Annotated in this window: 20 protein-coding genes and 1 tRNA gene; 10 read left to right on the forward strand and 11 right to left on the reverse strand. The window is 60.9% G+C overall.

Translation table 11 applies throughout. The features are described from left to right. Positions 1-239: 239 nt before the first annotated feature. On the forward strand, positions 240-659 hold the full coding sequence (locus HBA54_RS01385; protein WP_167220572.1) for a hypothetical protein: 420 nt from the start codon (positions 240-242) through the stop codon (positions 657-659). 162 nt (positions 660-821) lie between these two features. On the opposite strand, the gene HBA54_RS01390 is transcribed toward HBA54_RS01385, so the two are convergent. Then, the gene (locus HBA54_RS01390) at positions 822-1,064 is read right to left on the reverse strand and encodes an Lrp/AsnC ligand binding domain-containing protein (protein WP_167220574.1); all 243 of its coding nucleotides are present in this window, start codon (positions 1,062-1,064) and stop codon (positions 822-824) included. An 84-nt stretch (positions 1,065-1,148) separates the two neighbouring features. Here HBA54_RS01390 and HBA54_RS01395 point away from each other — a divergent pair, with 84 nt between their 5' ends. Then, positions 1,149-1,673: a GNAT family N-acetyltransferase gene (locus HBA54_RS01395; protein WP_167220576.1), complete on the forward strand. Its 525-nt coding sequence runs from the start codon at positions 1,149-1,151 to the stop codon at positions 1,671-1,673. Positions 1,674-1,762: 89 nt separating this feature from the next. On the opposite strand, the gene HBA54_RS01400 is transcribed toward HBA54_RS01395, so the two are convergent. Next, positions 1,763-3,304 carry a DEAD/DEAH box helicase gene (locus tag HBA54_RS01400; RefSeq protein WP_167220579.1) on the reverse strand — a complete coding sequence of 514 codons (1,542 nt, stop codon included), beginning with the start codon at positions 3,302-3,304 and terminating at the stop codon, positions 1,763-1,765. 224 nt (positions 3,305-3,528) lie between these two features. Between HBA54_RS01400 and HBA54_RS01405 the strand changes: the two genes are divergently transcribed. Then, a complete protein-coding gene (locus tag HBA54_RS01405; protein ID WP_167220581.1) occupies positions 3,529-4,035 on the forward strand; it encodes an isochorismatase family protein in 507 nt (168 codons plus the stop codon). A gap of 77 nt (positions 4,036-4,112) precedes the next feature. After that, a complete protein-coding gene (locus HBA54_RS01410) occupies positions 4,113-4,829 on the forward strand; it encodes an alpha/beta fold hydrolase (RefSeq protein WP_167220583.1) in 717 nt (238 codons plus the stop codon). On the opposite strand, the gene HBA54_RS01415 is transcribed toward HBA54_RS01410, so the two are convergent. Together HBA54_RS01415 and parE are read right to left on the reverse strand one after the other, a co-directional pair. After that, complete coding sequence (locus HBA54_RS01415; RefSeq protein ID WP_167220585.1) at positions 4,826-6,106, reverse strand: MFS transporter; 1,281 nt, start codon at positions 6,104-6,106, stop codon at positions 4,826-4,828. The two genes, HBA54_RS01410 and HBA54_RS01415, sit on opposite strands and share 4 nt — an antisense overlap. A gap of 189 nt (positions 6,107-6,295) precedes the next feature. Beyond that, a complete protein-coding gene (gene parE / locus HBA54_RS01420) occupies positions 6,296-8,287 on the reverse strand; it encodes a DNA topoisomerase IV subunit B (RefSeq protein WP_167220587.1) in 1,992 nt (663 codons plus the stop codon). Between the two features lie 172 nt (positions 8,288-8,459). Between parE and HBA54_RS01425 the strand changes: the two genes are divergently transcribed. Together HBA54_RS01425 and HBA54_RS01430 are read left to right on the forward strand one after the other, a co-directional pair. Continuing rightward, a complete protein-coding gene (locus HBA54_RS01425; protein WP_167220589.1) occupies positions 8,460-8,894 on the forward strand; it encodes an acyl-CoA thioesterase in 435 nt (144 codons plus the stop codon). Then, positions 8,891-9,256, forward strand: a complete 366-nt coding sequence (locus tag HBA54_RS01430; protein WP_167220591.1) for a hypothetical protein — start codon at positions 8,891-8,893, stop codon at positions 9,254-9,256. Before HBA54_RS01425 ends, HBA54_RS01430 begins: the two co-directional genes overlap by 4 nt. Positions 9,257-9,273: 17 nt before the next feature. On the opposite strand, the gene HBA54_RS01435 is transcribed toward HBA54_RS01430, so the two are convergent. Both HBA54_RS01435 and HBA54_RS01440 read right to left on the reverse strand, forming a co-directional pair. Beyond that, a complete protein-coding gene (locus HBA54_RS01435; protein WP_167220593.1) occupies positions 9,274-9,915 on the reverse strand; it encodes a transglutaminase-like cysteine peptidase in 642 nt (213 codons plus the stop codon). 300 nt (positions 9,916-10,215) lie between these two features. Further along, positions 10,216-10,620: a hypothetical protein gene (locus HBA54_RS01440; protein ID WP_167220595.1), complete on the reverse strand. Its 405-nt coding sequence runs from the start codon at positions 10,618-10,620 to the stop codon at positions 10,216-10,218. Between the two features lie 126 nt (positions 10,621-10,746). Here HBA54_RS01440 and HBA54_RS01445 point away from each other — a divergent pair, with 126 nt between their 5' ends. Both HBA54_RS01445 and HBA54_RS01450 read left to right on the forward strand, forming a co-directional pair. After that, positions 10,747-11,115: a group I truncated hemoglobin gene (locus HBA54_RS01445; RefSeq protein WP_167220597.1), complete on the forward strand. Its 369-nt coding sequence runs from the start codon at positions 10,747-10,749 to the stop codon at positions 11,113-11,115. Between the two features lie 17 nt (positions 11,116-11,132). Then, positions 11,133-12,119: an FAD-binding oxidoreductase gene (locus HBA54_RS01450; RefSeq protein ID WP_167220599.1), complete on the forward strand. Its 987-nt coding sequence runs from the start codon at positions 11,133-11,135 to the stop codon at positions 12,117-12,119. A gap of 129 nt (positions 12,120-12,248) precedes the next feature. Here the strand turns inward: HBA54_RS01450 and glnA are convergent, their stop codons facing one another. The 3 genes from glnA to HBA54_RS01465 all read right to left on the reverse strand — a co-directional run bounded on the left by glnA (position 12,249) and on the right by HBA54_RS01465 (position 15,467). Beyond that, positions 12,249-13,658 carry a type I glutamate--ammonia ligase gene (gene glnA / locus HBA54_RS01455; RefSeq protein ID WP_167220601.1) on the reverse strand — a complete coding sequence of 470 codons (1,410 nt, stop codon included), beginning with the start codon at positions 13,656-13,658 and terminating at the stop codon, positions 12,249-12,251. 92 nt (positions 13,659-13,750) lie between these two features. Further along, entirely contained in the window at positions 13,751-14,089 is a 339-nt protein-coding gene (locus HBA54_RS01460; RefSeq protein ID WP_167220603.1) for a P-II family nitrogen regulator, read from the reverse strand. Positions 14,090-14,279: 190 nt separating this feature from the next. After that, positions 14,280-15,467: a pyridoxal phosphate-dependent aminotransferase gene (locus tag HBA54_RS01465; protein WP_167220605.1), complete on the reverse strand. Its 1,188-nt coding sequence runs from the start codon at positions 15,465-15,467 to the stop codon at positions 14,280-14,282. A gap of 181 nt (positions 15,468-15,648) precedes the next feature. Between HBA54_RS01465 and HBA54_RS01470 the strand changes: the two genes are divergently transcribed. Further along, positions 15,649-15,725, forward strand: a tRNA-His gene (locus tag HBA54_RS01470). Positions 15,726-15,815: 90 nt separating this feature from the next. Here the strand turns inward: HBA54_RS01470 and HBA54_RS01475 are convergent. Together HBA54_RS01475 and HBA54_RS01480 are read right to left on the reverse strand one after the other, a co-directional pair. Next, a complete protein-coding gene (locus HBA54_RS01475; RefSeq protein WP_167220607.1) occupies positions 15,816-16,214 on the reverse strand; it encodes a hypothetical protein in 399 nt (132 codons plus the stop codon). 173 nt (positions 16,215-16,387) lie between these two features. Continuing rightward, positions 16,388-17,260, reverse strand: a complete 873-nt coding sequence (locus tag HBA54_RS01480; RefSeq protein ID WP_167220609.1) for a hypothetical protein — start codon at positions 17,258-17,260, stop codon at positions 16,388-16,390. Positions 17,261-17,843: 583 nt separating this feature from the next. Between HBA54_RS01480 and HBA54_RS01485 the strand changes: the two genes are divergently transcribed. Further along, positions 17,844-18,620, forward strand: coding sequence for an HpcH/HpaI aldolase family protein (locus HBA54_RS01485; protein WP_167220611.1), 777 nt, complete (start codon positions 17,844-17,846; stop codon positions 18,618-18,620). The last annotated feature ends 3 nt before the right edge of the window (positions 18,621-18,623 follow it).

Raw genomic sequence — 18,623 nt, forward strand, 5'->3', positions numbered from 1 at the left:
CTGTGATTAGAGTCATGCAATAGCTGTATAATGCAATGCGAGCTATATTGATTTACACCAAATAAAAAGTATGGACAAACCGAACTATTATTACATATTGGTCGAGTTTATGAATCTGATTTTGCCCAAAAGATTTCCGTGCTGCCTCTGTCTCCATGCAGCGGTCTTACCGCGGCCATAGCGCAGGGAGGTGGCGCGGGCATTGCTTCGCTGCACTGGCTTGGCGCAGAGTATATTCCATGCAATTGGGGCTCTTAAAAAGCAGCGCGGACCGGGACGGATCCTATTACGCCGAGTTTTCCGCCGGCGACGGGGTCCGTGTTCTGAGCGAGGCTGCCTGCGTCTACATGGATGGCGATGCTTTCGAGGCATTGTGTTTTGTGGCGGGGAATTTTCGGGTCAGCAGCACCACCACCATCGAGGGCTTTGCCATCGATCGTTTGGTGGAAGAACTGAACGACGCCGCTCAGCGGATATCCCACAGCGACAGCGCCAAGCAGATCTGGCCGCTCAGCGCCAGCTACGGCTATACGCAGTTCAACTCGATCAAGGACTGGGAAGCGGGCCGGCGTGACTTCAGCGTCATGCTGCGCGAACTGGGGCAGTGGCTGCAGACCGTGCGTGCGCGCGATGAGCCGGTGACCATCCGGGGCGTCTAGATCGGATCATGTTTTGACGGAACCACTTCGTGGTTGCGCCAAAACATGTGAATCCGATCGCCATCAAACAGTTAGAGCAGATTCACCCGGTCGATGGATCGCCTCCGGCGATTCCATCCGACCAGGATCTGCTCTAGCCGCTGTCCATAGTGAAAAATGCAGTCAGGAGAAGGCCTTGAAGGCAATCAGGGTGAAGGTATCCTTGATCCCCGGCAGGGTCTGAACGTTCTCGTTGACGAAGTGGCCGATGTCGTCGCTATCTTGCAGGTAGCACTTGACCAGAAGGTCGTATTCGCCGGAAGTCGAGTGAACCTCGGAAACCTGCTCAACACTTTCGACCAGCGCGTCGGCGACCGGATAGGCTTTGCCAAGCTCACACTTGATCATGATGAAGATCGTCTGCATCGCACCCCGTCTTTCGCTGTCCGGCCGGCTGTGGCCACGAGTCGTAAAGCGCCATAATAACCGCTTGGCGCCGGGGGGCCAGCCGTGAGCTATCGCATTCGCCCGGGTCGGATCGAGGATGCGCCCCTGCTGGGACCCATGGAAAGTGTCGCAGCCCGGCGGTTCGGCGAGATCGGTCTGATCCGGATCGCCCAGGGCCGTCCGACAGTCGAGACGGAATACGTGGACTTGGCGCAGGCGCACCGCCTTTGGGTGGCCGAGGAGGAGGAGGGGGTTCCGGTCGGCCTCGTTATTGCCGGGGTGGTCGACGGCGAGGGGTATCTCGCCGAGGTATCGGTCCATCCCGACTATGGCCGCCAGGGTCTGGGGCGTGCCCTGATCGGCACCGTGGAGGCTTGGTCAAGGGCGCAGGGCTTCACCAAACTCTCGCTCACTACCTTTCGGGACGTGGCCTGGAACCGTCCGTACTACGAGGGGCTGGGTTTCTCGGTCCTTGCCGAGGATGAAGCGGGACCGGAGCTAAGGACGATCCGCGAAGGGGAAAGGGCGCGCGGCGTCGACAATGTCAGTCCAAGGGTCTGCATGCGCAAAGATCTCAGCGCAGACTGAGCTTAGGCAAACATTTGTCAGTGTAGACGCGCGTTCTGAGAGCGTGGTGGCGTTACCTTACGCTACCCGTAGACCCACAATACTGCGCTTTAAGCGACCTTGGCCGGACGCAGCAGGAAGGCCGGGATATGATCACCGAAAGCGGTTTCGCCGGGTGCCAGGCTGTCGCTTTCCTGCTTTGGCTTGCCGCGCCGCGGTTCGCGTTTTTGTTCCCGGGCTTTGGATCGTGCCGCAGGCCGAGGCTTCGGCTCGACAGCAGCGTCAAGCGTCACCACTTCCTCGGGACTTTCCGCGGCGGCGTTCGCGGCGACATCATTGGCCGGCGTTGCGCTGGGCGCCGTTTCCTCGGCCACAGTTTCGCTGGCCACAGTCTCTTCCCGGTTCGATTGGCTCCGTCGGCCGGACCTGCGGGAGCCACCGCGACGGCTGCCTTCACCGCTGCGGCTGCTGCCGCGTCGGCTTCTGCCGGGCTTCGCTTCTTCGGCTTCCCCGGCCTCCCAACCGCTGTCCTGCTCAAGCGTGACTTCCGGGATGTCCATGCCGAGCATGCGCACGACATTGGCCAGATACTTGCCTTCCTCTCGCAGGGCGAGGGTAAAGGCCTTGCCGCTGCGTCCGGCGCGCCCGGTACGGCCGATCCGGTGAACGTAGTCCTCAGGATTGGAGGGCACATCGAAGTTGAAAACGTGAGAGACGGCCGGAATATCCAGGCCGCGGGCCGCGACGTCTGAGCAGACCAGGAACTGCACCTTGGCATCCTTGAAGCTCTGCAGCGTTTCCATGCGGACCGGCTGGGCCATGTCACCGTGCAGGGCGGCGACTGAAAAGCCGTGGCGCTCCATCGACCGGAAAACAATGTCCACGTCGCGTTTGCGATTGCAGAACACCAGGGCCGACTTGACGTCCTCGCTTTTGGCCAGCGCGCGCAGGGCAGCGCGCTTTTCCTTGGCTGCACCCTTAACCTTGACGAGGCCCTGGGTCACTGTCTCGGCGGCCGAGGCCGGCGGATCGACCGAGATCGCTTTCGGATTCATCAGGAAAGCGTCAGCCAGGCGGCGAATTTCCGGCGGCATGGTGGCCGAGAAGAACAGGGTCTGACGGATTTTCGGTAGCAGGCCGACAATGCGCTCTACATCGGGCATGAAACCCATGTCCAGCATCCGGTCCGCTTCGTCGATCACCAGGATCTTCACGTCCGCCAGCAGGATCTTGCCGCGTTCGAAGAGATCGATCAGCCGCCCGGGGGTGGCGATCAGAACGTCGACGCCACGGTCGAGTTTCTGCTCCTGCTCCACAAACGACGAGCCGCCGATCAGCAGGGCCATCGAAAGCTTGCCGTACTTGCCGTAGAGCTCGAAGTTTTCGGACACCTGGGCCGCCAGTTCACGGGTTGGCGCGATGATCAGGGAGCGCGGCATTCTTGCCCGCGCTCGACCGCTCGATAGAATATCGATCATCGGTAGGGTGAACCCGGCGGTCTTGCCGGTGCCGGTCTGAGCGCAGCCCAGGACATCGCGTCCCATGAGCACAACCGGTATGGCTTTTTCCTGAATCGGCGTCGGCGTGGTGTAACCCACTTCCTCAACAGCCTTCAGGACCTCTGGACTTAGTCCAAGATCTTCAAACGTCATGCAATCCGTATTCGCTTTGGAGTATCAAGGCCGATTGAATTCACTACAATCGTGACCGTGGCGGATCATAAGAAATAAAGGCAACTTGTCAATCATTAGACGCTCTCTTCATGAAATAGCGGCCACTTAACGTTCCAAATAAAATAATGTTCCTATATCCTGGCCCTATTATGGTTAATATTTCCAGACTCCAAGCACTGCAGCCAAAGGTAGAGGCTGGCTACTTGGGTCTTCTCCTGGTCGATCTGCAGGAACGTCTGGCCCCGGCCATTGCCGAGAGCCCGGTGGTGATCGACTGCGCCCTCGCATTGGTGGCCGCGGCCAAACAAGGGGCGCTGCCGATCCTGGCCACCGAGCAATACCCCGAAGGCCTGGGCCTGACGGCGGCCAGGCTGCGGCGCGAGCTCAACCCTGACTGGATCATCGAGAAGATCGCCTTTGGCGCGCCGCGGGAGGACGCCTTCCGCAACGCCCTCATCGCAAGAGGCATCGGCGAGGTCATCGTGGTGGGGATGGAGGCCCATGTCTGCGTTCAGCAGACGGTGCTGTGCCTGCTTGAATTGGGCTATGGCGTTTCTCTGGTCGGTGACGGGGTCGCATCGCGCGCACCCTTGAACAAGGCGGTTGCCTTGCAGCGCATGGCAGCAGCCGGTGCGCGCATTGTTCAGGTGGAACAGGCCGTCGCCCGGCTTCGGGCCGGGGCAGAGCGCGAAAGTACTGGTCAAACCTAGTGGACAACTAATTCTTAGCGGCTTCTCGCTAAATACTCTGTTTTCCTTTGCAACCTTCCCAGAAGAAGAAAGACGAAATGGCTGAAAAGCTTCCGCTTGCGTTCCTGCCGGGTCTGCTCTGCGACGCCGCCCTCTGGCAACCTCAGATCGCCGGGCTGGGCGACATCGCAGATTGCTGGGTGGCCGATTTCACCACTCAGGATTCCGCCACCGCCATGGTGGACAGCGTCCTGGCGGCGATGCCGGAGCGTTTCGCCCTGGCCGGCCTCTCGATGGGCGGCTACGTCGCGCTTGAACTGATGGCCCGCGCGCCGGAAAGGGTGGAACGCCTGGCGCTGATCGACACCAAGGCCCGCGGCGACAGCGAGGAACAGACGGCGCGCCGGCGCGGCCTGATCGAGCTGGCCGAGAAGGGCCAGTTCAAAGGCGTGACCCCCAGGTTGCTGCCGCTCTTTATCCATGAGGATCGTCTGGACGATGCGGTGCTGACCGGCGTGGTCATGGGCATGGCCGAGCGGGTGGGCAAAGAAGCCTTCATTTCCCAGCAGCGCGCCATCATGACCCGCCGCGATCACACGCAGATACTTGCCGGGATCGCCGTGCCGACCCTGATTCTCTGCGGCCGTCAGGATGCCCTGACGCCGTTGTCCGAGCATGAGGACATGGCGGCTGCGATTGCCGGTTCCGAGTTGGTAATCGTCGAGGATTGCGGCCATCTGCCGAGTCTTGAGCGCCCGGAACCGACAACCGCCGCCCTGCGCCGTTGGCTGCAGCGGCCCCTGGCCCAGACCTAGACCGGTCCCTGACCGGGCCGCCCATCGTCCGGCCGCCCGTCGTCCGGCTCATCGGTATCGGCCGTCGGGTCGACGGTGGATACGGTCTGGGCCATGTTCAGGGATTCGACAAAGGTGACGTGCTCTTCTTCCGGCGCCGGGGCCCGCTGGCCCATTCGGTGCAGGGCAAAGGCGGCAAGACAAAGCTGTACGCTGGCCGTCACGGCAAACAGGGCATCGGGCCCGAAAAAGCGGGTCAGGACGGATGTGGCAATCGGCCCGATGACGGCACCGATGGCCAGAACCAGCAGCAGGCCGCTTGCCGCCTCGACATAGCCGTCCGGTTCCACGTGGTCGTTGGTATGGGCGACACAGAGACCGTAGAGCGGGAAGGTGAAAAGCCCGAAGAGAAACACCAGGGCGAGCAGAGAGATACCCCAGGACGGCGACCAGGCGACGAGGACTATGCCGGCGATGGCCGAGCCGCTGGCCGCGCCGATTATGACCCGGCGCCGGTCCATCTTGTCGGAGAGGCGCCCCAGTGGCCATTGGCCAACCGCCCCGGCGATGACCACGATGCTCATGAAGATGGCAACCCCCCAGGTGTTGGCACCGTTTGACTGGGCGAAGATCGGCCCCAGCGCCCATATGGGCCCGGTCGCAAGGCCGGCGACCAGGCAGCCGACAACCCCAACCGGCGAGAGCCGGTAGAGGTGCAGCAGGCGAATGCTGACCGACTGAACCGGGGCCGGGGCTTCGGCGCGGGTCAGAGCAATCGGCACCGCGGCGAGGGAGACCAGGATGGAGGCCAGCAGGAACAGCGGGAAGTCCTCCGGCTTGGCGAGTCCCAGCATCAACTGGCCGATGGTGATCACCGTCAGATTGATGATGGTGTAGAGCGAGAAGATGAGGCCGCGGGTGTCGTTGGTTGACTTCTCGTTCAGCCAGCTCTCGATGATCATGAAGAGGACGGCGAAACACAGGCCGGTTGTGGCGCGCAGGACCCACCAGAGGACCGGGTTCAGGAACAGCGCATGCACCAGCACGACGCAGGACGCAATTGCGACCAGGGCGGTAAAGGCGCGAATATGGCCGGCCCGGCGGATCAGCCTTGGCCCATAGAGACAACCGGCCATGAAGCCCAGAAAATAGGATGATCCGAGAATGCCGATCTCGATGCCGCTGAAGGCCTCGCTGTTGGCCCGCACCGGCAGCAGCGTCCCCTGAAGGCCGTTGCCCATCAGCAGCAATGCAACGCTGAGCAGCAGGGCCGTGATCGGGGCGAAGGCGGCAGTCATCGTCGGACGGGGTCCTTCAAAGCAGCGCTACATTGGCAAGCCAGGCGTGTTTCTAGATCGGATCATGTTTTGACGGAACCACTTCGTGGTTTCGACAAAACATGTGAATCCGATCGACATCAAACAGTTAGAGCAGATTCACCGGGTTGATGGATCGCTTTCAGCGATTCCATCCAACCCGGTTCTGCTCTAGACGTCGAGCTCCTGCACGAAGCGGGCGTTTTCCTGAATGAAGGTAAAACGCGCTTCGGGTTTACGGCCCATCAGGCGCTCGATCATGTCGGCAGCCTTCTTTTCTTCCGCGGCGGGGTTCTTGTCTCCGTCGGCCACGATGGTGACCCGCAGCAGGGTGCGCTTGGCCGGGTCCATGGTGGTGTCTTTCAACTGCTTGGCCGGCATTTCGCCCAGACCCTTGAAGCGGCTGACATCGATATTGCCGCGGCCCTTGAAGTAAGACTTCATGAGCTTGTCCTTGTCCGCATCGTCCATCGCGTAAACGCTTTTGCTGCCCTGGGTCAGGCGATAGAGCGGCGGTTGCGCCAGATAGAGGCGGCCGCTTTCGATGAGGCCCGGCATTTCCCGATAGAAGAACGTGATCAGCAGCGCGGCGATGTGCGCGCCGTCCACGTCTGCATCGGTCATGATGATGACGCGCTCATAGCGCAGCTTGTCGGCATCGAAGGCGCCCCGGGTGCCGCAGCCCAGGGCCAGGGAGATATCGGCGATTTCCTGGTTCGACTTCAGCTTGTCGGCAGAGGCGCTGGCGACGTTCAGGATCTTGCCGCGCAGCGGCAGCACCGCCTGGGTTTCGCGCTGGCGGGCCTGCTTGGCCGAACCGCCGGCGGAATCGCCCTCGACCAGAAACACCTCGGTGCCCTCGGCGCGGTTACGGCTGCAGTCCGACAGCTTGCCGGGCAACCGCAGCTTGCGCGTCGCGGTCTTGCGGCTCTGTTCTTTTTCCTGGCGCCGGCGCAGGCGGTCTTCGGCGCGCTCCACGAAGCGCTCCAGCAGCATGCGCGCGCGTTCCGGATGGCCGGAGAGCCAGTGGTCGAAGTGGTCCTTGATCGAGGTTTCGACCAGACGGCTGGCGGCCGGCGTCGCCAGCTTCTCCTTGGTCTGACCTTGAAACTGAGGGTCGCGGATGAACAGCGAAAGCATGGCGCTGGCACCGCCCAGAATGTCGTCGGAGGTGACCTGGCCGGTCTTCTTGTTGCCGGTCAGATCGCCATAGGCTTTCAGGCTTTTCAGCACCCCGGATCGCAGGCCGGCCTCATGGCTGCCGCCCTCCGGCGTCGACACGGTGTTGCAGTAGGAGTTGAGGAAGCCGTTTTCATCCACCGGCCAGGAGATCGCCCATTCGACACGGCCCTGTCCGTCCGGCAGCTTGGCCTCGCCGACGAAAGGTTCCGGCGTCAGGGTCTTGCGATCGCCCAGCGTCGCCGTCAGGTAGTCGGAAAGCCCGTTGGGAAAATGCAGGACGTCGTCTTCCGGGACGTCATCGCCCTTGGCCAACAGCTTCTTGTCGCAGGCCCAGCGGATTTCGACGCCGCGATAGAGATAGGCCTTGGAGCGTGCCATGCGATAGAGCTGCGCCGGGCGGAAGGTCGCTTCCTCGCCGAAGATCGTCGGATCGGGATGGAACAGGATGGTCGTGCCGCGCCGGTTGTTGACCGGCTTGCCCTTGGAGAGCTTGTTCTTGGGTTTGCCCTTGTTGTAGGTCTGCTCGTAGAGCTTCTTGTCGCGGGCGACCTGGATGATCAACTCATCGGCCAGGGCATTGACCACCGAAAGGCCGACGCCGTGCAAACCGCCCGAGGTCTCGTAAGCTTTCTGCGAAAACTTCGCGCCGGAATGCAGCGTTGTCAGGATGACCTCAAGCGCCGACTTGGGTTTGTATTTCGGGTGGGGGTCGACCGGGATGCCGCGCCCGTTGTCGGCGACCACGACCACATTGCCCTCGTGCAGTTCAAGCTCGATACGGCTGGCGTGCCCGGCCACGGCTTCGTCCATGGCATTGTCCAGCACCTCGGCGACCAGATGATGCATCGCCCTTTCGTCGCTGCCGCCGATATACATGCCGGGCCGCCGGCGCACCGGCTCCAGCCCCTCCAGAACCTCGATGTCCTTTGCGGAGTAGTTGTCCGGCGTCTTTTTCGATGCTGATTGGAAAAGGTCTGCCATCTTGGCCCGTGTTCTGACTTGTGGACTGCTCTGAAAAGTCGATTCTGGCGCCTTTCCTTTGCCATCTGGCGGTTTGGCCGCCTGGCAAAAGAATCGCCCTATAGGGTATGGTACCCTATGTTTACCCCCGATATCTAGTTGTGGAGAGGGGACTTGTCCATGCCTTCCAGTAATGTCGACTGATACTTCCGAACAAGCGGCGGAGCCGCGCGGCAGTCTTGCCACCAGAACCCTGGCCATGCCGGCCGATGCCAACCCCAGCGGCGACATCTTCGGCGGCTGGGTGCTGTCCCAGATGGACATCGCCGGCGGCATCACCGCCGGCACCCACGCCGCCGGCCGTGTCGCCACGGTGGCCGTCGATGCGATGACCTTTCACCGCCCGGTCTATGTGGGCGACGTGCTTTGCACCTACGCCGACATCATCCGCAGCGGCCGCACCTCAATCGCCATTCATATCGAGGCCTGGGCGCAGCGCGGCCGCCAAGGGGAGCGGGTGAAAGTAACCCAGGGCGTGTTCACCTTTGTGGCGATCGACGATCAGGGCCGGCCCCGGCCGTTGTCCGAATCGGCCCCGGAACCCGCCAAGGAGCAACCAATCCCATGATGTTCAGACTTTTAACCGCGTTGATCCTTTGCCTCCCGCTTGGCGCCGCTCTTGCCGGCGAGGCCGATGTGGTCGCCGTCGAGGCGGTGCTGGAAGGCGACGACACCTGGCGCTTCAGCGTCACCGTGCGCCATGCCGATGAGGGCTGGGACCACTACGCGGATCGTTGGCAGGTCCTGACACCGGACGGCAAGGTTTTGGGCACGCGGGTGTTGCTGCATCCCCACGAGGCCGAGCAGCCCTTCACCCGTTCGCTGGGCGGGGTGGTGATCCCCGCAGAGATCGATCAGGTGATCGTCCGCGCCCATGATTCGGTGCACGGTGACGGCGGCGCCGAAATCCAGGTGAAGCTGCGGCGCTGATCCTCGGTCTTTGGGCGTCAGGTGACTTTCAGCTTGCGCCATAAGCCGAAGGGCGCGCCCGGATCCTCCCGCGCGATCCAGCGATAAGGCAGATGGCGCCAGGGCTCGACCCGCCGCCGCCGGTTGTCCAGCGCATAGACCCCCTTGTCGCTGTGCACCAGGAGCACGGCATGGCCGAGCCCGCTTTCAATATGACAGGCGGCCAGGGTGAGGGCGGACCTGGGCCAGCCGTAGTCCTTGCAGAGCGTGTGCAGTTTGCGGATGGCGTAGTCTTCGCAATCGCCTTCGGACTCCGCGAGGCGCCAGCGATCGGGCCCGTCCGGGCGAAAACGGATCAGACGGTTGACCCGTTGATGGACCAGCGTCAGTTGGACCTCGCGCTCCGGGGTCAGCGTAATTGGGGCAAAGGGATGGGGCGCGGGGTCCAACTCCGGGTGGCGCTTGATCAGACTGAACCAGGCGGCCGGTGCGGCGTGCAGGCCGGCTGCCTGCATCGCCGAGGATGGCGGCAGGGCCGGGGGCAGTGACGTCAGGTTTGCGCCGCTGCGCGTTGGCAGGGCGCAGGTTGCGGTGATGCCGGCGAGGGCGCCGAGCAGGTGCCGCCGGGTGAACTTCGTAAGAGGCTGATCTGGGCCGGCTTGGCCTGTTTTGGAAGGCACGATGAACTCCAGGCTTGAGAATTGATGGCCGGAGTTTTATCGAAACTACTGTGTTTCGAGCGTGCGATATTGGAAGTATTCTTATGATATGGAAGAGAAAAAGAAATGTTATGAGATTTATATTAATAATCAGTTAGTAATTAAGCGTATTCATTTGAATTTTATTCATACTTTGTAAATAAACACAGGAATTTCCACCTTTTCTTGTGGATCGGCCATGGCAGGTTGTCCGTGCCCCATCTGTTCATCACAGCGGGGTCCGGAAGCTTTTGGCTTTCCCGACCAGCGGCGGTGGCGTCACTACGGTCCGAGGCGCTGCTCGTCCTTTGTTTCATCGGCCGCGCGCGCATCGGTCACGGCGAGGCTGAGACGCTCCGCTGAGATCTCCAGCCGCGGCGGTATCGGCCGCGCCTCTGCGGTCGTGACCCAGGGTAAGTGGGTCGCGCTCGGAAAGGCGACGACGACGAAGAAGAGAAAGAAAGCAACTACGCTGCTGCGCCAGGTCATTCGTACCGACATCTCTGTTTTCAACACATCAAGAAACAACGCCCCTTTCTTAGACGGTTTCTTGTGCTTCGGGCGTGATCTCTTGGCGGCAGAATTATGGTGAAAATAAAGCCGTTCTGTGATTACGCCGATCTCTTTACGCTTCTTTAACCAGCGCGATGGGCGGACAAAGAAAAGCCTCGCCGGATGCTTGTCCAAGAGAGCTTGATCGTCTCTGCCGGCCCCGCACGCCCGGCCGCTTGTCAGATCTCGTTAATACCCTGATGGCATATTCTGAAGTTCACCATAGTCAGAACGGTTAGATTTTTCTGAGGGTAATATCTGATGGCCGATAACCTTTATGAACAGCTTGGCGGCGGGCCAGCAATCGACGCAGCGGTCGATATTTTCTACCGCAAGGTCCTGAGTAACGATGCGATCAGCGGGTTCTTCGACAGCACCGACATGGAGGAGCAACGCGCAAAACAAAAATCGTTTCTTACCATGGTATTCGGTGGCCCGAGCCAATACAGCGGCAAGGACATGCGTGCGGCCCACGCCCCGTTGGTTGAGAAGGGGCTTAACGACAGTCATTTCGATGCAGTAGCGGGCCACCTGCAGGAAACGCTCGACGAACTCGGCGTACCGGCCGACCTCGCGGCTAAGGTGATGGCCATAGCAGCGGGCACGCGTGACGACGTCCTTAATCGTTAGCGCCGAGGACTAGTCTGATGACGCTGCGTTTTAATGGTGCAGAGATACCCTGCCCGCAAGGGTCGACCGTCCTTGATGCCTTGATTGAGGCCGATCAGTCGGTTGAATATTCCTGCAAGAACGGCATTTGCCAGACCTGTGTGTTGCGTGCGGACCGAGGCGCGGTGCCGGCGGAGTCTCAAGTAGGTATCAAGGATACCCTCAAGGCGCTTGGGTACTTTCTGCCCTGTGTCTGCCTTCCGGAGGGCAGCCTGGAGATTTCCGTACCTGAGGATGCGGATCTACTCGGTCGTGCCCGGGTCGTCTCGAAAGAAACGCTGTCGCCAAGCGTCAGCCGGCTTGTGATAGAACCGGCGACGCCGCTCTATTACCGCGCCGGCCAGTTTCTCAACCTGCGGCGCGATGACGGACTAACGCGCAGCTATTCGCTTGCCAGCGTGCCTCATCTCGACCCCCACCTTGAATTCCATATCAAGACCCTGCCAGGCGGAGAGATGAGCACCTGGATCAGGGACGATGTTTCCCCCGGGCAGCCCCTTGAATTCGGCGGGCCAAACGGCGCCTGTTTTTACCTGCCTGAACATCCGGAACAAAACCTGCTGCTGATCGGTAACGGCACGGGCCTCGCGCCGCTCATAGGGATCGCACGCGATGCCCTTCACAGCAGTCACCATGGCGATGTCTATCTTTATCATGGTAGCCGGCATGTCGCCGGCATCTACCTCCATGAAGACCTGTTGGAACTCCAGACCCTGTTTCCCAACTTTCACTATGTACCCTGCCTGTCGGGCGACGCGCCACCGCAGGGATACCGTGCCGGTCGCGCCGAGGCAGTTGCGCTGGGAGATTTTCCCGACCTCACGAACTGGCGGATCTATCTTTGCGGCTATCCGCCCATGGTGAACGCAGCGCAGCGGAAGTGCTACCTCGCCGGTGCAAGAATGGACGATATTCATGCCGACCCCTTCGAGCTGAAGGAGTTGCGGTCCAGTCCCCGCGACTGACGCCGACCCCTTTGGGGCTCTCAATCAAAGTGGTATTGCAGGTCAAGCAAAAGCCCCGCCGGTTCTCTCGCCGGCGGGGCTTGGTCGTCTGGGTCTGTTCGTGGCGCGGACCCCGGAGCCCGCAGCGGATCAGACCGAGTAGTACATCTTGAACTCGACCGGGTGCGGGGCGTGTTCGAACTCGTAGTTCTCTTCCCACTTAAGCTCGATGTAGGCCGCGATCTGATCCTTGCTGAAGACGTCGCCGGCAAGCAGGAAGTCGTGGTCGGCTTCCAGGGCCTCGAGCGCCTCGCGCAAGGAGCCGCAGACGGTCGGGACGTCGGCCAGTTCCTCCGGCGGCAGGTCGTAGAGGTCCTTGTCCATGGCATCGCCCGGATGGAGCTTGTTCTTGATGCCGTCCAGGCCGGCCATGAGCATGGCGGAGAAGGCCAGGTAGGGGTTCGCCGTTGGGTCGGGGAAGCGGACCTCGACGCGCTTTGCCTTGGGACTGTCGCCGTAAGGGATGCGGCAGGAGGCAGAGCGGTTGCGGGCCGAGTAGGCCAGCAGCACCGGCGCCTCGAAGCCCGGGATCAGCCGCTTGTAGCTGTTGGTCGAGGGGTTGGTGAAGGCATTCAGTGCCTTGGCATGCTTGATGATGCCGCCGATATAGTGGAGGCAGGTCTCCGACAGGCCCGCATAGCCGTCGCCGGCGAACAGCGGGTTGCCGTCTTTCCAGATCGACTGGTGGGTGTGCATGCCCGAACCGTTGTCGTCGGCGATCGGCTTCGGCATGAAGGTCGCCGATTTGCCGTACTGATGGGCAACCTGATGAACGACATACTTATAGATCTGCATGCCGTCTGCAGCCTGTACCAGCGGCGCGAACTTGATGCCGAGTTCATGCTGGGACGGCGCCACTTCGTGGTGGTGCTTTTCGACCTCAAGGCCCATCTCGCCCATGATCTTCAGCATCTCGGCGCGCAGGTCCATGGCGGAGTCGACCGGCGGGACTGGGAAGTAGCCGCCCTTGATGCCCGGGCGGTGGCCCATGTTGCCCTGCTCGAAGATTGAGCCGGTGTTGTAGGGACCCTCGTCGGAATCCAGGAAGTAATAGGTCTGGTTCTGGGAGACGTCGAAACGCACGTCGTCGAAGACGAAGAACTCGGCCTCTGGGCCCCAGAAGCTCTGATCGCCGACACCCGACGACTTCACGTAGTTCTCGGCGCGCACCGCCGTTGAGCGGGGGTCGCGATGGTAGAGCTGTCCGGTCGAGGGCTCGACGATATTGCAGAACAGGATCAGCTGCGGAAGGTTGGAGAAGGGGTCCATGACAGCCGAGCTGAGGTCCGGGCGCAGGATCATGTCGGACTCGTTGATCGCCTTCCAGCCGGCAATCGACGAACCGTCGAACATGATGCCTTCGGTCAGTTCGTCTTCGCCGACCGCATCGACATGCATGGCCAGGTGCTGCCACTTGCCGCGCGGATCCGTGAAGCGATAGTCGACATAGATCACGCCCTGCTTTTTGATCATCTCAAGGATGCTGTTTGCGTCTGCCATGGATATTCTTTCCGTTTCCTGAAACCTTGTTGTTGCGATTTGCTCGGCTTGCTTCCGACCCCGGCGGGTCCTGCGAACCGCTGGTGATACGTCTAGACCGCTGCCGCGCCGCGTTCACCGGTGCGGATGCGGATTGATTCTTCAATCCCGCTGACGAAGATCTTCCCGTCACCGATCCGCCCGGTGTGCGCCGCCTGTTGAATGGCCTCGACGGCGCGCTCGACCAGATCGTCCTCAAGGACGACTTCGACTTTTACCTTGGGGAGGAAATCGACAACGTATTCAGCCCCACGATAGAGTTCGGTGTGGCCTTTCTGACGACCGAAGCCTTTTGCTTCCGTGACCGTGATCCCTTTGATCCCGACCTCGTGGAGCGCTTCTTTCACTTCGTCGAGCTTGAAAGGCTTGATGATCGCTTCGATCTTTTTCATCGCGTAATACGGCCTCTTATCCTGTGCTGTCCGGTTCCGGCAAACCTCCGCCAGACTGCCGCATAAGCAGGAGCCGTGCCAAACGGTGGAGACTTGCTCAGATCCAGTGGTTGTCAGACGTGCGGCGGCAACCGCGGTTCGATACTCAAGATTTTCTGCTCAATATTTGGGCAGCCTGCGGAAATTGTAGTCAGGCAGCGCCCGATTGCCGGTTTTCCAGATGGCCGCGGATGCGTTCCAGGGACTCGCGTATGTTTTCCAGCGAGTTGGCGTAGGAAAGTCTCAGGTATCCTTCACCGAAGCGACCGAAGGACGTGCCGGCGATGGTTGCGACACCGGCTTCTTCGAGCAATTCCAGTTCCAGGGTCTTGGCCGGGATGCCGGTGCCCGTGATATTTGGGAAGGCATAGAAGGCGCCGGCAGGTTCGACGCAGGAGATGCCCGGCAGGCTGTTCAGCGCACCATGGATCGCCCGGCGGCGGACGTCGAAGGCCGACATCATCTCCGCAACCGCATCCTGCGGCCCCCGAAGCGCGGCCAGGCCGGCGTATTGGGCAGAGGCGTTTACGCAGGAGTGGCAGTTGATGGCGAGGCGCGTGGCCGTCTCGGCCAGGCCCTTGGGCCAGACCGCAAAGCCGAGGCGCCAGCCGGTCATTGCATAGGTCTTGCTCCAGCCGTCCAGCATAATCACCCGGTCGCGAATCTCCGGATACTGCAGCAGGCTGACGTGCTCGCGGCCGTCGTAGAGCATCTGGCTGTAGATCTCATCGGAGAGGATGGCCACCTGGGGGTGGGCCTGCAGACCCTCGACCAGACGGTCGACCTCTTCGCGCGGCGTGACCCCGCCGGTCGGGTTGGCCGGGCTGTTGATAATGATAAGGCGCGTCTGCGGAGTGATGGAGCCGAGGACGGCTTCAGCCGAAAAGGCGAAACCCTTGTCCTCCGAAAGGGCGATCGGTACCGCCTTGGCGCCGGAAAAGTTTATCACCGACTCGTAGATTGGAAATCCGGGGTTGGGGTAGAGGATCTCGGCGCCCGGTTCACCGAACATGAGCATGGCAAAGAACATCGTTACCTTGCCGCCGGGCACCACCACCACCTGATCCGGGTCCACCTGAACGTTGTGGCGCAGTTCCAGGTCCTCCGCGACAGCTTCACGCAGTTCCGGGATGCCGTTGGCGGGGGTGTAGCCGTGATGGCCGTCATGCAGCGCCTTTACGGCGGCCTCAACGACGTGGCCGGGCGTTTGAAAGTCGGGCTGTCCGATCCCCAGATTTATGATCGACTTACCCTGCAGCTCCAACTGCTTGGCCCGCGCCAGAACCTCAAAAGCGCTCTCGGTGCCAAGCCGCCCGACGGCCGTGGCCAGTTGATACATCTCCGCCTCTCCTGAACTGATTTGAAGCGGCAGACTAGAACATGGCGGGGGGCGAGGGGGCAAGGTGCCCCAGGCAAGGCGGATCGATCACTGCGCGGGGCTCTTGACGCCCCCGGAGCAAGGGCTTAAACACGCCCCTTCGATGCGGAGCGCCGGTCCGGCGGCTTCACATGCTCCGGTGGTGGCTGTAGCTCAGTTGGTTAGAGCGCCTGGTTGTGGTCCAGGAGGCCGTGGGTTCAAGTCCCATCAGCCACCCCATTTCCACCAATTAGCTATTGAGGCGCCTGCCGGTTGGGGGCGACGTCGTTCTGTTGCTGGGCCTATTGGATGGCGCCCAACCCGGATGGCTTATCCGGGCTTCTTCTTATCCAGACAAAACAGCAACGCCATCAAAAGCGGAAACAGCAGCAGAATCCAGTACATGTCCCTGGGATTCTGGTAACTCTGGTCCAGAGTTGCGAGCATTCCCAGATAATCAGCGATAACGAATGCTGCAGCTGTTGAGATCAGGAGAACAAACAGGAGAAATTGATACGCCTTGCCGGGGCTGACATGAGATCTGTTCATCCACAACAGAGTGCCGACGATGTTGGGTATCATGAAGCATATGATCAGCAGGAGCGACAGATTAGGGGACTGCGAGGCAAGCCCGATGCCTGCGAACAGCAGCCAACAGCTTGAGCCGACTTGGGCGCCAAACCACCCTGCATTCCATTGAAGATTGCCTGTACCTGATTTTGCCACCATGGCTGTTCTCGTAGCAATGAATGGGCGGACTGGCGTCAAGAGGTATAGGGAATCAGTTTAGCATCGATGAACCCGGGGCTCGAACAACGCCGTTAGCGAGGTTTGCGACCTCAGAATCAACCAGTTGTGTCTCTTGGTCCAGCCATCCGCAAATGTGGCCTTGGCCATGGAGCCTAGTTGGTCCCGGCGAAGGCAGGAATGCCGAAGCTGTCGCGAACGGCGGCGTCGCCGCGGCTCCCCTGCAGCGCGGACAAAAGGCTCGACAGACGCCACTCCTGGGCCTTCGGCGCCGGGCCGAGGTTGAGCGACAGGGTGAAACCCAGGGTATAGCCACCAGCACTGTCGGCGCTCAGATCCGAACCGATGACAAAGGGGCCGAAACGCTGATCCAGGCCGATCCTGGCCTCCGAACGCGACTCCAGGACCTCGTGGGTGAAATCCAGCGTCGCCTCAAAACCATTGTTGAGGGGCCAGTGTGAGCCAAAGACCAGCTCGGTCAGCTGGCCACTGGGGAACACATCGTAACCGATGCCGCCCTCGTGTCTTGCGCCCATCCAGTCGAACCCGACAGTCACGTCGCCGCCCAGGGCTTGGCCCGCGTCACTTTCGGCACTGAGATCCTGCTCCAGGAAGAAGCGCGTTCCAACGCGCATCTGCGGCAGATTCAGGCCGCTTTCCAGCGAAACATCCAGATCCTGCTGCCCTGAGCGAGACTGTTGGTATTCGCCGTTGAGCCCCAGCGGAATGCTGACGCCCTCGCCCAGGTCAAAGCTGCCCGATGTTCCCAGTCGGCTGCGCCGGGTGACCGGATCACCATCTCCGGCCTGGTTCAGGTAGGCTAGGTATTCCTTGTGTTCGGCCTGGACGCGCAGCGGACCCAGATCGAACTGGGCGCCGATCTCGCCGGTTGCGAAGCCGGTGTTGTTGACGACAAGGTCCAGCCCGTTGCCACGGCCGGCAGACGTTGCGGTGCAGGCAAATATCAGCGCGAGGCTTGTGACGAAGCTGTTTTTAAGCGTCCGGCGCAGGCGCGGTCTCGATCTCATGAATCCGTTGGCTCTTGAATTCCTTGCGCTTTCCAGCGCGGTAACTTTCTATTAAGAAATAATAAAGTAATTCTATTAATATTTCGTAAACCATATCTTTAAGTGACGTTTCACGTGAAACAAACAGAGTGATATCGATGTATAGAATTGCTATATTAAATAACAATAATAATACTGTTAGTAATTTCGCATTTGAATGACGCTTGGTGCTTCAATTTCAAGACCTCTGTGATATGAAAGTGTCCTGTGGCAACACTGTGACCAGTCAAGTGTTTCAGTTTGTTGTTGTTGGTTGCTGTTTTTTGTTTCAAACACAGCTGTCGTATGGGGCGAATAAAGGGCCGGCATTACGGGACAATTCGCGCAGAGCCGGCCGCGCTGCGAATACTTGAAATATCTTGGGAAGCCCGGGGACAAGGCGCTTCTTCGCGCCCCTTGCGCGCTTTTATCGCGGTTCGGTCCCTGGTAAGGGGCACACTTGGTGCCTGATGCCGGTTAGACTGACCCGCACGGCGTCTATGCTTGGGGGCACAGAGGCCTCGATGAGAGCCGGCGGGAAAACTTGAGATTGGGGAGGGGCCGCTTGCAGGACTCTTTAAAGGCGAAGATGCGGGCCGGGCGCCAGGTCAACGGATTCTGGTCTGAGCTGTTCAGCCCGGCAGCGGCTGAGATCATGGCCTCTGCCGGTTATGACTGCGCGATGATCGACTGCGAGCATGGCCCCGGCGATCCGGGCAGCGCGATAGCGGTCATGCGGGCCATGCAGGCGACGGGTTGTACGCCGCTGGTGCGTGTGCCGGGCAACGATCCCGGCTGGATCAAGCGGTTGCTGGATGTGGGCGCGCAAGGGGTCATGATCCCTGCGGTGAATAGCCCGGAAGAAGCGGAGGCGGCGGTAGCTGCCTGTCATTATCCGCCCAGAGGCGTACGTGGCATGGCCGCGCCGATCGTACGTGCGTCGGGCTACGGCCGCGATTGGCAGGGCTATGTCCGCGACATAGCTGAATCGCTGCTGGTGATCTGTCAGGTTGAAAGCAAAACCGCGCTTGAATCGGTCGGCGCGATCGCCGCGGTCGACAAACTGGATATGATCTTCATCGGGCCTTTCGACCTCTCGGCCAGCCTGGGCTTCATGGGAGAACCGGATCACCCGGAGGTACGCGAAGCGATTTCGAAGGCTGAACGCGCCGCCAAGGCCGAGGGCTGTCTGCTGGGGGGCATCCCGACGCCTGAAAGGTCTCCCCAAATGCTCTACGAGGCGGGCTATGATCTCGTCCTGGCCGATATCGATGTGCTGATCCTGCGCGACGGTGCCACGGCCGGGCTGTCGGCCTTGCTTGCCGCAGCGGGCAGGAACTGATCC

Origin of the sequence: Pelagibius litoralis, from assembly GCF_011683915.1 — a bacterium.
Taxonomy (GTDB): Bacteria; Pseudomonadota; Alphaproteobacteria; order Kiloniellales; family Kiloniellaceae; genus Pelagibius; species Pelagibius litoralis.

Coding starts and splice junctions, on each gene's coding strand:
- HBA54_RS01385 (WP_167220572.1), top strand. CDS start 240: ATGCAATTGGGGCTCTTAAAAAGCAGCGCGGACCGGGACGGATCCTAT.
- HBA54_RS01390 (WP_167220574.1), bottom strand. CDS start 1,064: ATGCAGACGATCTTCATCATGATCAAGTGTGAGCTTGGCAAAGCCTAT.
- HBA54_RS01400 (WP_167220579.1), bottom strand. CDS start 3,304: ATGACGTTTGAAGATCTTGGACTAAGTCCAGAGGTCCTGAAGGCTGTT.
- HBA54_RS01410 (WP_167220583.1), top strand. CDS start 4,113: ATGGCTGAAAAGCTTCCGCTTGCGTTCCTGCCGGGTCTGCTCTGCGAC.
- HBA54_RS01415 (WP_167220585.1), bottom strand. CDS start 6,106: ATGACTGCCGCCTTCGCCCCGATCACGGCCCTGCTGCTCAGCGTTGCA.
- parE (WP_167220587.1), bottom strand. CDS start 8,287: ATGGCAGACCTTTTCCAATCAGCATCGAAAAAGACGCCGGACAACTAC.
- HBA54_RS01425 (WP_167220589.1), top strand. CDS start 8,460: ATGTCGACTGATACTTCCGAACAAGCGGCGGAGCCGCGCGGCAGTCTT.
- HBA54_RS01430 (WP_167220591.1), top strand. CDS start 8,891: ATGATGTTCAGACTTTTAACCGCGTTGATCCTTTGCCTCCCGCTTGGC.
- HBA54_RS01445 (WP_167220597.1), top strand. CDS start 10,747: ATGGCCGATAACCTTTATGAACAGCTTGGCGGCGGGCCAGCAATCGAC.
- HBA54_RS01450 (WP_167220599.1), top strand. CDS start 11,133: ATGACGCTGCGTTTTAATGGTGCAGAGATACCCTGCCCGCAAGGGTCG.
- glnA (WP_167220601.1), bottom strand. CDS start 13,658: ATGGCAGACGCAAACAGCATCCTTGAGATGATCAAAAAGCAGGGCGTG.
- HBA54_RS01460 (WP_167220603.1), bottom strand. CDS start 14,089: ATGAAAAAGATCGAAGCGATCATCAAGCCTTTCAAGCTCGACGAAGTG.
- HBA54_RS01465 (WP_167220605.1), bottom strand. CDS start 15,467: ATGTATCAACTGGCCACGGCCGTCGGGCGGCTTGGCACCGAGAGCGCT.
- HBA54_RS01475 (WP_167220607.1), bottom strand. CDS start 16,214: ATGGTGGCAAAATCAGGTACAGGCAATCTTCAATGGAATGCAGGGTGG.
- HBA54_RS01480 (WP_167220609.1), bottom strand. CDS start 17,260: ATGAGATCGAGACCGCGCCTGCGCCGGACGCTTAAAAACAGCTTCGTC.